The 11,615-nt window shown below is 71.4% G+C and carries 8 protein-coding genes and 1 pseudogene; 5 read left to right on the forward strand and 4 right to left on the reverse strand.

Annotated features, from left to right (window positions below; translation table 11 throughout):
* Positions 1-209 precede the first annotated feature (209 nt).
* The 3 genes from AB0I49_RS01190 (at position 210) to AB0I49_RS01200 (ending at position 4,335) form a co-directional block, all read left to right on the forward strand.
* Positions 210-1,364, forward strand: coding sequence for an aromatic acid exporter family protein (locus AB0I49_RS01190; protein WP_363224622.1), 1,155 nt, complete (start codon positions 210-212; stop codon positions 1,362-1,364).
* 152 nt (positions 1,365-1,516) lie between these two features.
* Entirely contained in the window at positions 1,517-3,034 is a 1,518-nt protein-coding gene (locus AB0I49_RS01195; protein WP_363224623.1) for an MFS transporter, read from the forward strand.
* Positions 3,031-4,335, forward strand: coding sequence for an FAD-dependent monooxygenase (locus AB0I49_RS01200; protein WP_363224624.1), 1,305 nt, complete (start codon positions 3,031-3,033; stop codon positions 4,333-4,335). Before AB0I49_RS01195 ends, AB0I49_RS01200 begins: the two co-directional genes overlap by 4 nt.
* On the opposite strand, the gene AB0I49_RS01205 is transcribed toward AB0I49_RS01200, so the two are convergent.
* The 4 genes and pseudogenes from AB0I49_RS01205 to AB0I49_RS01220 form a co-directional block, all read right to left on the reverse strand.
* A complete protein-coding gene (locus AB0I49_RS01205) occupies positions 4,295-4,969 on the reverse strand; it encodes a response regulator transcription factor (RefSeq protein WP_363224625.1) in 675 nt (224 codons plus the stop codon). The genes AB0I49_RS01200 and AB0I49_RS01205 overlap by 41 nt on opposite strands.
* A complete protein-coding gene (locus AB0I49_RS01210; RefSeq protein WP_363224627.1) occupies positions 4,966-6,294 on the reverse strand; it encodes a sensor histidine kinase in 1,329 nt (442 codons plus the stop codon). Before AB0I49_RS01210 ends, AB0I49_RS01205 begins: the two co-directional genes overlap by 4 nt.
* A 110-nt stretch (positions 6,295-6,404) precedes the next feature.
* Positions 6,405-7,157 (reverse strand): alpha/beta hydrolase, encoded by a 753-nt coding sequence (locus tag AB0I49_RS01215; RefSeq protein WP_363224628.1) that lies wholly within the window; start codon positions 7,155-7,157, stop codon positions 6,405-6,407.
* A 353-nt stretch (positions 7,158-7,510) separates the two neighbouring features.
* Positions 7,511-7,873: pseudogene (locus tag AB0I49_RS01220) on the reverse strand (hypothetical protein); the annotation flags it as partial.
* Between the two features lie 93 nt (positions 7,874-7,966).
* Here AB0I49_RS01220 and AB0I49_RS01225 point away from each other — a divergent pair.
* Positions 7,967-8,590, forward strand: coding sequence for a TetR/AcrR family transcriptional regulator (locus AB0I49_RS01225; protein ID WP_363224629.1), 624 nt, complete (start codon positions 7,967-7,969; stop codon positions 8,588-8,590).
* A gap of 216 nt (positions 8,591-8,806) precedes the next feature.
* Positions 8,807-11,533 (forward strand): aconitate hydratase AcnA, encoded by a 2,727-nt coding sequence (gene acnA, locus AB0I49_RS01230; protein WP_363224630.1) that lies wholly within the window; start codon positions 8,807-8,809, stop codon positions 11,531-11,533.
* Positions 11,534-11,615 lie beyond the last annotated feature (82 nt).

An 11,615-nucleotide genomic window follows, 5' to 3' on the forward strand; every position in this document is an offset into this window, starting at 1 on the left:
CGCGGCCCGCGGCCCGTACGGACATGACACGAAGCGGCACGGACACGAAGCGGCACGGACGCGGAGCCGTACGGACACGAAGCGGTACGGACACGAAGCCGTACGGACACGAAGCGGTACGGACACGGAGCCGTACGGACACGAGGCCGTACTGGCATGACGCGAGGTCGGCCGGGAACTCGCACCGCCCCGACTCAGGAGGCCGCCACATGCCCGACAGGCTCAGGAGCGCGCTCGCCGGCGAGGCCCGCGGCATAGCGCGTTCCATCCGCCGGGCCGCGACATCCGCGGGCCCGGAACGCGATACGGCCGTACAGGCGCTCAAGGCCGCCGCGGCGGCACTGGCGGCGTGGGCGCTCGCGGGCTGGTGGTGGAACGCGCCGATGGCGCTGCTCGCGCCGTGGACCGCCGTCCTCCTCGTCCAGAGCACGGTCTACCGCTCGGTGTGGTCGGCGACGCAGCAGTTCGCCGTCGTCGCGACGGGCACCGTGATCGCCGCCGCGGCGGCGACGCTCACCCACGACGTACTGGCCGCGATGGCCATCGCGCTGCCGATCACGGTGCTCATCGGCCAGTACTCCCGGTTCGGGGAACAGGGCTGGTACGCGCCGACCGCCGCGCTGTTCGTCCTCACCTACGGTTCGTACGGACCCATGGAGATCGTGCACCGGCTCCTGGAGACACTGCTCGGGGCGGTCGTCGGCGTCCTGGTCAACGCGCTCGTCCTGCCGCCCGTGCACACGGGCGGAGTGCGCCAACTGCGCGCCCGCGTGCCGTCGGACTGCGCGGACCTGCTGCGCGACGCGGCGGACGGCATCGAGAACGGATACGACTCGGCGGCGGCCGAGGACTGGTACGCGCGGGCGCTGCGGCTCGGCACGACGGTGGCCGAACTCGAATCGGCCCGCCGCCGTTCCGACGAGAGCCGCCGCCTCAACCCCGGCCGCCGGCTGCGCCGCTCGGCGCCCCACCCCCCGGCGGGCGGCGGCGACTTCCGCTGGGAGCGGGTGGCCGGTCACCTCTCGGCGGTGATGCGCTCACTGGCCGAAACCGTTCGGGAACGCCCCCGCTTCGCCGCCCCTCCCGAGACGGCACTCGGCGCGCTGGCCGCACTGCTGCGGTCGGCCGGCGAGGTGTGCGCGGTCGACGCGGACCGCTTCAAAGCGGCGGACGCCGACGAGGAACGGGCCGTACGCGCCTGGGAGGAAGCCCACGACGCGAGCCGCCGCCTCGCCTCCCACCACACCGACCCGCACGGCGGCCCCGTCACCGCCTCACTGGGCGAACTCACGGCGGCGGCGACCCGGCTCCTCGACGACCTGGAGGCCGTCGCGGCACCGCCCGCGGCCCGCCGCGACCGGTAGTGCGCCCGCACCAGGGCAGGCGAGCGCCTGGTGCGGGCGCACCAGGCGAAGACGGCGGCTGAGGACGATGCCGGGAGCGGCGCGGGCGGGAAATGTGGGAGGCGCGCGAATCCCGCGCTTCTCCCTCTCTCCCGACACCGACAAGGACGTCCATGTCCGAAGCCGTGATCTCCCCTGCCCGCATCGGGCGGCTCCCGATCGGCGCCCTCGGCGCCTTGGCGCTCGCCCTCGGCACCCTGCAGTCAGTGGTGGAGCCCGCGCTCCCGCTGCTCCAGCGCGAGTTGGGGATCAGCCCCTCCGAAGGGGCGCTGGTCGGCAACACGTTGCTCATCACCGGGGCGGTCGCCGCGCCCATCGCGGGAAAACTCGGCGACCGCTACGGCGGCAAGCGGGTACTGGCCTGGCTGATGGCCCTGGTCTCGGCCGGCGGGCTGCTGGCCGGGCTGGCGCCGAATCTGCCGGTGCTGCTGCTCGGCCAGGTACTTCAGGGCGTCATGGTGGGCGCGCTGCCCCTCTCCTTCATCCTCGTGCGGAAGCACCTGCCGGCAGGGCGGTCGCAGGTGGCGATCGGGGTGGTCGTCGCGCTGTTCACCGGCGGCGGCATGGTGGGTACGGCGGTCGCCGGGCCGATCGCGGAAGGGCTGTCCTGGCACTGGATGTTCGCGCTGCCGACGGTCGTGGTCATGGCGGCGACGCTGGCCGTGACCCGGCTGATGCCGCACGATCCGCCGGTCCCCTCGTACGGTGGGAGCGAGGGGAACGACGGTAGCGACGAGAGCGACAAGAGTGATGGGAGCGGCCGGAGCGTCAGGAGGGGCCGGACCGACCCGATCGACTGGCCCGGCGTGGTGCTGCTGAGCGGCACGCTGCTCGTGTTCATGGTCGGGCTCGTGACGGTCTCGAACGGCGGCCTGCCGCCGCTGGCGATCGGCGCCGTCACGGTGGCCGTGGCCGCCCTCGCCACCGCGTGGGTCGCCGTCGAGCGCCGGGCGGCCTCGCCGATGGTCGATCTGCGCATGCTGGCGCGGCCCGCGATGTGGCACGCGTGCGTGCTCACCCTCGTCATCACCACCGGCCTCGGAATGATGATCTTCCTGCTCCCGCAGCTGTTCTCGCTCTCGGCGGACGGATACGGCTTCGGGGCCGGCACCACCGACATCGGACTGTTCCTGCTGCCCGGCGCCCTCGCCGGGGCCGTGAGCGATTCCGTCGGCGGGTTGGCAGCGCGGCGGTTCGGCCCGCGGGCCGTGGTCGTCGCGGGCACCCTCGTCACCGCGGCCACGATGCTCGTCCTGGCGTCGGTGCACACCGCGGCCTGGCAGCTCGCCCTCGCGAAGGTGCTGACCGCGTTCGCCGCGGGCGTCGGCACCACGGCGCTGCTCGCCGGCGTCGCCACCGCCGTCGACGCCAAGGACACCGGCATCGCCACCAGCCTGCTCGTGGTGACACGCGTGATCGGCGTCGCCATCGGCGCCCAGGCCGGCGGCGCGATCCTCGCCGCCGGGGCCGACCCGACGACGGGCAGGCCGACCGAATCGGCCTTCGTCATAGGTTTCGCCCTCACCGGAGTCGTCGCCGCACTGTCACTCCTCGTCGTCCGCATGACGCATAAGACGCCTGAGACGCACACCACGCACGTGACGCAGACGAAGAAGGGAACCCCGGCATGACTCCCATAGGTTCGACGGCGGGCCCGCTTACGGCCGCGAAGCGCGAAGTCCTGATATCCGGGGCCAGCATCGCCGGGCCCGCCCTCGCGTACTGGCTGCGCCGGTCCGGATTCGCGGTCACCGTCGTGGAGAAGGCGGACGCGCTGCGCGACGGCGGCTATCCGGTCGATATTCGCGGTACCGCGACGGAGGCCGTCCGGCGCATGGGAATACTGCCGCGCCTGCGGGACGCGCACATCGACTCGCGCCGCATGACATTCCTCGACGCCGACGGCGGGACATTCGCCTCGGTTGCCCCGAGCGCCGTCGTCGGCGGAGTCGAAGGGCAGGATCTCGAAGTACGCCGCGGGGATCTGACCGCGGCTCTGTACGGGCTGGTCCGCGACGACGTGGAATTCCTGTTCGGCGACTCCATCGACACCCTCGACCAGGACGGGCACGGGGTCGATGTCACGTTCCGCGGCGGGCGGCAGCGCACGTTCGACCTGGTCGTCGGCGCCGACGGCATGCACTCGCAGACCCGGCGGTCCGTGTTCGGCCCCGAGGAGCGATTCCACCGCTACCTCGGCTACTGCTTCGCCATATTCACCATGCCGAACACCTTCGGGCTCTCCCGCGAGGCCATCCTGTGGAACGCACCGGGGAAAGCAGCCGCCCTCTACGCGGTCGGGGACGCGGGCGAGAACGGCGACGAACTCCACGCCTTTCTGAACTTCCATCGCTCGAAAACGCCGCCCATCGAAGCTCTCCGTGATCCCGATGCGCAGCGAGACCTTTTCGCCGAGGGTTTCGCGGGCGCGGGATGGGAGGTCCCCGGCATGGTCGACGCCATGCGCGTCGCGGATGACGCGTTCTTCGACACGGCCGGCCAGATCCGCATGCCCCATTGGTCCAAGGGCCGCGTCGCGCTCGTAGGCGACGCCGCGTACGCGCCCTCGTTCCTCACCGGACAAGGTACGAGTCTGGCCCTGGTCGGCGCCTATATGCTCGCCAATTCCCTGGCGGCGCACCGGGATCGGCACGACGCCGAAGGCCACATCGGAAAAGCCTTTGCCGCCTACGAGCGCGGCATGCGCGAATTCGTGGCCGTGAACCAGGCGCTGGTCGACGACGGCGCGGCCGGCCTCTTCCCTACCACGCAAGAGGCGCTGGAGCGGCGCAACGCCAGGCTGCGCGGTCTCGTCACCATGCCGTCCGCGCCGGTGCGCCCGGCGTACACGGCTCTCGCGCTGCCCGAGCCCGTCCCGCCGCCCCGCCGATTCACCCCGACGCCGACACCAGGCCCGTCCGGTAGGCGATGACGACGAGCTGCGCCCGGTCGCGGGCCTCCAGCTTCGTCATGGCGCGCTGCACGTGGGCGCGGACGGTGAAGGGGCTGAGGAACATCCGGTCGGCGATCTCCTGATTGGACAGACCGGTCGCGACCAGGGCCACCATCTCGCGTTCGCGCGGCGTGAGCACGGCGAGCTGTTCGGCGCGGTGCGCCGGGGCGGCGTCGTCGTTCGGCGTGGCCAGGAAGCGGGCGACCAGGGAGCGGGTCGCGGCGGGGGAGAGGAGGGTGTCGCCGTCGGCGATCGTCCGTACGGCGTTCAGCAGGTCCTCGGCCCCGATGCCCTTGCCGATGAAGCCCCCGGCCCCCGCGCGCAGCGCCTGGGCGACGTACTCGTCGGTCTCGTACGTGGTGAGGATCAGGATGCGGCTGGCGCGCAGTTCCGGGTCCGCGCAGATCTCCGAGGTGGCGGTGAGCCCGTCCGCCTCGGGCATCCGGATGTCCATGATCACCACGTCCGGGCGCAGCTGCCGGGTGAGCCGTACCGCCTCCCGTCCGTCGGCGGCCTCGCCGACCACGGTGATGTCGTCGGCGGAGTCGAGCAGGAGGCGGAAGGCGTCGCGCAGCAGCGCCTGATCGTCGGCGAGAAGCACCCGGACTGTCACGACACACCACCGATCCGCTCTCCGCCGTCTGCCGGTCCGCCGTCCGCTGGTCCGTCGTTCGCCGGTCCGTCGTTCGCCGGTCCGCCGTCCGCCGGTCCGGCGGCCGTCCGCGCCGTCGGCAGCTCGGCGGAGACGAGGAAGCCGCCCTCCGCGCGTCGGCCCGCGGAGAGGCGTCCCCCGACCGCCGTGGCGCGTTCACGCATCCCGATCAGCCCGTAACCGGGCGTACGGTCCGGTCCCGCGTACGTACTCGGCGCCGTACGAGCGTCCCCACCGTCATCCGCGATGCTGACGGTCACGGACTCTCCGCCCCAGACGAGGCGCACCCGGGCGCTCCCGGCGCCGGCATGTTTGGTCACGTTGGTCAGAGCCTCCTGGACGATGCGGTAGGCGGTGAGGTCCGTGCCCGGCGGCAGGGGCCTGGCCGTGCCCTCCTGGCGCACCGACACCTCCAGCCCCGCGCGGCGGAAGGACGCGAGGAGGGCGGGCAGCCGGGAGAGTCCAGGCGCGGGTTCGGCGGGCGCACCCGTATCCCCGTCCTCATCCGCGTCCCCGGTCTGCCGCAGCAGCCCGACCGTGGCCCGCAGTTCGTCGAGCGCGCTGCCGGTGGTCTCGATGAGTTCGTGCAGGCTCTTGCGGGTCTGCTCCGGGCGGGCGTCGAAGAAGTGGGCGGCGACCGTGGCCTGCGCGTTGGCCAGGGTGATCTGATGGGCCACGAGGTCGTGGAGTTCGCGGGCGATGCGCACCCGCTCCTCGGCCACCCTCCGGCGCGCCTCGCCCTCCCGGCTCTCCTCGGCCCGCCGGGCCCGCTCCTCCATGGCCGCCAGATAGGCGCGCCGGTTCCGCACCGAGTTGCCGAGTACGCCCGCCATCAGCGGGAACGCCGCCACCGCCGCCATCCTGCTGGCGTCCCGCCACGAAAGGGCGTCGAAGAACGGGGTGGTGGCGACCAGCAGCGTCGCGGCGGCGAGCGCCACCGCGCCCGCCGCGCGCCGCCACTCGGTGCGTACGGCGAGCGAGTAGGCGGTGATCACGGCGGGCGCTACGAGGGGCGGGCTCAGCAGCAGACCGGCCAACGGCGCCAGCAGCCCGCCCGCGGTCGTGACGGCCATGGCGGCCAGGGGAGCCCGGTGCCGTACGGGCAGTACGGCGCAGGTCGCCACGGCGAGGAGGTAGGCGGCGGCGGGCGGCGCCCCGATCGTGGCGCCGTCGTCCCGCACCGTGCCGGCGAGCAGGCAGAGCGCGAACGCCGCCGCCGTGACCGCTGCCTCCCGCCACCGCACACCACGCGGTCGCGGGTCCCCGCCCCCTGAATTCACCGGCACACGGCCAGAATACGAGGGGGAAGGGGACCTCCTGCTGTCCGTACCGTCCCCCGCCTACCGGCTGCGACCGCCGCCTACCGGCTGCGACGCGCCTGCCTGCCGGACCGGTCTCACCTCAGGTGCCGGGCGAAGAACCGGGCCGCGGCGTCCCCGGCGTGCTGAGGGACGCCGGTGTGCCCGCCCATGTTGGCGTGCAGGGTCTTCTCCTCGGAGCCGAAGGCGTCGAACAGGTCCAGGGCGGCCTGCCGGTCGTTGCCCTCGTCGTCCCACTGCAACAGGACGTGCAGGGGGATGGTGACTCGGCGGGCCTCCTCGACTATGGCGCGGGGGATGAAACTCCCGGCGAACAGCACGGCGGCCGAGACGCGCGGCTCGACCACCGCCAGCCGGACCCCGATGGAGATCACGCCTCCCGAGTAGCCGACCGGGCCGCCGATCCCGGGCAGCGCGAGGAGGGCGTCCAGGGCGGCCTGCCATTCGGGGACCGCCTGGTCGACCAGGGGGAGGATGAGGGCGTCGATGATCTCGCCGCCGACGGGCTCGCCGGCCTCCAGCGCCCGGCGCATGTCGGCGAGGGCCTGCTCGGCGGCGGGCGAGCGGGGCCGGTCGCCGCTTCCGGGGAGTTCGATGGCGGCCGTGGCGAAGCCGTCCGCCGCGGAGTGCCGGGCTCGGGCCGCCAGCCGCGGGTACGCCTTGCGCAGTCCGAGGGGAGGGGGGCTGAGCAGGATCAGCCGCGCTGGTTCAGACGCGGATGCGGCCGCGGATATGAAGGAGGGCGTCCACAGGATGCCGGGGATCTCGCCGAGGGTGAATTCGCGTTCGAGGACGCCGTCTTCGAGGCGTCGCTCGGAGGTGAATCGCATGGTCGTGCCTTTCGGGAGGGCTCACAGATGGCGCTCCCGGACGACCTGTCGCCCGACCGTGACCCCGGAGGGGAGCACCCATGTCGATACTGCGTTCACGGGTACCACCTCCTCGTTCTCCGGCACGGCTGCCGGAAAAGTAGCAGTGGCCGCCGCGGCCCGCCAACGGGTTTTCGCGGGCCCCGGCGGACAGGACACCGACGCCGGGCGGCGACGGTCGGCGACGGTCGCCCTCACCGTCAACGGGCGACGTCCTCCGCCTGAGCTTTCGAGGCCGCCTGCGCCGGGACTGTCTGCGTCGAGGCCGCCTGTGTCGAGGCCGCCTGTGTCGATGCCGTCTGCGTCCGGGCCGTCTGCGTCGGGGCCGCGGCGATCAGCAGCGCGGCGAACGCGAGGGGAGCGGCACACTGGTACGCCATCCACACCTCACCCCCGGCGCTGCTGCCCTGCCAGGCCATCAGGAGGCCGGCCAGGGTCGCCAGCACCCAGCCGCTGTCGTAAGCGATCATGAACTGGGTGTACGTGCGCAGCGACCGTCTGTGTATGTACCTGATCTCGATGCCGCCGCCGATCAGCAGGGCCACGCCCGAGACGACCATCAGCCAGACCGGCGTGCCGAGCAGCCGGCCGAGCGGGGCGGCGCCGGCGATGTAGACGGCGGCGAGCAGCACCTTGAAGACGCCATCGGTGATGGCTCCCACTGCCTGTCGGGTCATCCGCGGTGCCACGACCTGGGTCATGAACGTCCTCCTTGAGGCTGGTCCGGACTGGTTTCATAATGAGATTACGGCAATAATGAGATTATGAGAATGACGAGGGCGGAAGCCAAGGAGCGGAACCGCCGGGCGTTGCTGGACGCGGCGTTCCAGGTCGTTTCCCGAGACGGGTACCGGGCGAGGCTGGAGGAGATCGCCGAACGCGCCGGCCTGACCACCGGCGCCATCTACTCCCTGTTCGGGAGCAAGAACGGCCTGGTGGTCGCCCTGGTCGCCGACTACCTGCGGCCGTACTACGAGGAGATCGAGCAGGTGATCCCCCCTGGGCTAGACCTGCTGGAAGCGGTCGACGCCTTCGCCCGGCACTACCGGCGCAGCAGCGACGCCCCGGACGCGCTGTCTAGCCTGTCGCTCCAGATCACCTTGCTGGACATGGCCCTGCACGACCCGGAGCTGGGGTCCCAGCTCGCCACGTCAGTCCGGTCGCAGGAGAGTCACCTGGTCGCGCTGTTCACCGGAAGGCTGCACAACGGAAGGGCCGTGACGTCGCATCAGGCGCAACGCCTGACCACCGCCCTCAGGGCGCTGTTCGTCGGCCTCACCCAGGGCGTCCCCTTCGGCCTCGCCCCTGGCGCCGACGAGCAGTACTTCGCCGACACCGCCCGCGCACTGGCGTCGGATATGTCCCTCATCGATCACGATGAGGGTGCTTCGTGATGGTTCGACCTTCGGTGGGTCGGGAAGGCGGGCAGCACATGACCCGGGCGGGGCGATGTACTAGAGTTATCTCGACATCGAGATATCTGCCGAGAGGCGTACCGCTGCCGCGCCAGTAAGGCGTACCTAACTTAGGTTGACCTTAGCGGATCGGCAAGGTCCTGTGACGGCAGGATCGCGGTAGTACGCGCGAATTCATGCATGAAGGAGACTGTCGTGTCGGCGAACAGCTTCGACGCCCGCACCACGCTGCGCGTGGGCGACGAGTCGTACGAGATCTTCAAGCTGGACAAGGTCGAGGGCGCCGCGCGCCTTCCCTACAGCCTGAAAGTGCTGCTGGAGAACCTCCTCCGCACCGAGGACGGCGCGAACATCACCGCCGACCACATCCGGGCGCTGGGCAACTGGGACGCGAATGCCCAGCCCAGCCAGGAGATCCAGTTCACGCCGGCTCGTGTGATCATGCAGGACTTCACCGGCGTGCCCTGCGTCGTCGACCTCGCCACCATGCGTGAGGCCGTCAAGGAGCTGGGCGGCGACCCGGCGCGCATCAACCCGCTCGCCCCGGCCGAGCTGGTCATCGACCACTCCGTGATCGCCGACCGCTTCGGCACCCCCGAGGCGTTCACGCAGAACGTGGAGCTGGAGTACGGCCGCAACAAGGAGCGCTACCAGTTCCTGCGCTGGGGCCAGACCGCGTTCGACGAGTTCAAGGTCGTACCGCCCGGCACCGGCATCGTCCACCAGGTCAACATCGAGCACCTGGCCCGTACGGTCATGGTCCGCGGCGGCCAGGCGTACCCCGACACCCTCGTCGGCACCGACTCGCACACCACCATGGTCAACGGCCTCGGCGTGCTCGGCTGGGGCGTCGGCGGCATCGAGGCCGAGGCCGCGATGCTCGGCCAGCCGGTCTCCATGCTCATCCCGCGCGTCGTCGGCTTCAAGCTGACCGGCGAGCTGCCCACCGGCACCACCGCCACCGACCTGGTCCTCACGATCACCGAGATGCTGCGCAAGCACGGCGTCGTCGGCAAGTTCGTCGAGTTCTACGGCGAGGGCGTCGGCGCCGTGCCGCTGGCCAACCGCGCCACCATCGGCAACATGTCGCCGGAGTTCGGCTCCACCGCCGCGATGTTCCCGATCGACGGCGAGACCATCAAGTACCTGAAGCTCACCGGCCGCGACGAGCAGCAGCTCGCGCTGGTCGAGGCGTACGCCAAGGAGCAGGGCCTCTGGCACGACCCCAGCCGCGAGCTGGAGTTCTCCGAGTACCTGGAGCTCGACCTCGCCACCGTCGTGCCGTCCATCGCCGGCCCCAAGCGCCCGCAGGACCGCATCATCCTGGCCAACGCCAAGGAGCAGTTCGCCACCGACGTCCGCAACTACGTCGCGGACGACGAGGAGGCGGGCAAGGAGTCCTTCCCGGCCTCCGACGCCCCCGCCGTCCGGAACGGCGTGCCGAGCAAGCCGACCACGGTCACCGGCCCCGACGGCCAGACGTACGAGATCGACCACGGCGCCGTCGCCGTCGCCGCGATCACCTCCTGCACCAACACCTCCAACCCGTACGTCATGGTCGGCGCCGCGCTGCTGGCCAAGAAGGCGGTGGAGAAGGGCCTCACCCGCAAGCCGTGGGTCAAGACCACCCTGGCCCCCGGGTCCAAGGTCGTCATGGACTACTACGACCGCGCCGGCCTCACCCCGTACCTCGACAAGCTGGGCTTCAACCTCGTCGGCTACGGCTGCACCACCTGCATCGGCAACTCGGGCCCGCTGCCCGACGAGGTCTCCAAGGCCGTCAACGACAACGACCTCGCCGTCGTCTCGGTGCTCTCCGGCAACCGCAACTTCGAGGGCCGGATCAACCCCGACGTCAAGATGAACTACCTGGCGTCCCCGCCGCTGGTCGTCGCGTACGCCATCGCCGGCTCCATGAAGGTGGACATCACCACCGAGGCGCTGGGCACCGACACCGAGGGCAACCCGGTCTACCTCAAGGACATCTGGCCCTCCGAGTCCGAGGTCGAGACGGTCGTCGCCTCCGCCATCGGCCAGGAGATGTTCACCAAGGACTACGCCGACGTCTTCGCGGGCGACGCGCAGTGGCAGGCCCTGCCGATCCCGACCGGCAACACCTTCGAGTGGGACAGCGAGTCCACCTACGTCCGCAAGCCCCCGTACTTCGAGGGCATGACGATGGAGACCTCCCCGGTCTCCGACGTCTCCGGCGCCCGCGTCCTCGCCAAGCTCGGCGACTCGGTCACCACCGACCACATCTCCCCGGCCGGCGCCATCAAGGCCGACACCCCGGCCGGCAAGTACCTCACCGAGCACGGCGTCGAGCGTCGCGACTTCAACAGCTACGGCTCCCGCCGCGGCAACCACGAGGTCATGATCCGCGGCACCTTCGCCAACATCCGGCTCCGCAACCAGATCGCGCCCGGCACGGAGGGCGGCTTCACCCGCGACTTCACCCAGGCCGCCGACGCCGCCGACGCCCCGGTCTCGTACATCTACGACGCCTCGCAGAACTACCAGGCGCAGGGCATCCCGCTGGTCATCCTGGCCGGCAAGGAGTACGGCTCGGGCTCGTCCCGCGACTGGGCGGCCAAGGGCACGGCGCTGCTGGGCGTGAAGGCCGTCATCGCCGAGTCCTACGAGCGCATCCACCGCTCGAACCTCATCGGCATGGGCGTCCTCCCGCTCCAGTACCCGGAGGGCGCCTCGGCCCTCTCCCTGGGCCTGACCGGTGAGGAGACCTTCGACATCGCGGGCGTCACCGCCCTCAACGACGGCGGCATCCCCGACACGGTCAAGGTCACCACGGACAGCGGCGTCGAGTTCGACGCCAAGGTCCGTATCGACACGCCGGGCGAGGCGGACTACTACCGCAACGGCGGCATCCTGCAGTACGTGCTGCGGTCGCTGATCAGCGAGTAAGCGCCCCGTACGGCAAGTGAAGGGCCGCACTCCCCGGGAGGGGGGTGGCGGCCCTTCCGCGTTCTCGGCGCGCACACGCTGA

Origin of the sequence: Streptomyces sp. NPDC050617 (assembly GCF_040654795.1) — a bacterium.
In the GTDB taxonomy this organism is placed as follows: Bacteria; Actinomycetota; Actinomycetes; order Streptomycetales; family Streptomycetaceae; genus Streptomyces.

Coding starts and splice junctions, on each gene's coding strand:
- AB0I49_RS01190 (WP_363224622.1), top strand. CDS start 210: ATGCCCGACAGGCTCAGGAGCGCGCTCGCCGGCGAGGCCCGCGGCATA.
- AB0I49_RS01215 (WP_363224628.1), bottom strand. CDS start 7,157: ATGCGATTCACCTCCGAGCGACGCCTCGAAGACGGCGTCCTCGAACGC.
- AB0I49_RS01195 (WP_363224623.1), top strand. CDS start 1,517: ATGTCCGAAGCCGTGATCTCCCCTGCCCGCATCGGGCGGCTCCCGATC.
- AB0I49_RS01200 (WP_363224624.1), top strand. CDS start 3,031: ATGACTCCCATAGGTTCGACGGCGGGCCCGCTTACGGCCGCGAAGCGC.
- AB0I49_RS01225 (WP_363224629.1), top strand. CDS start 7,967: ATGACGAGGGCGGAAGCCAAGGAGCGGAACCGCCGGGCGTTGCTGGAC.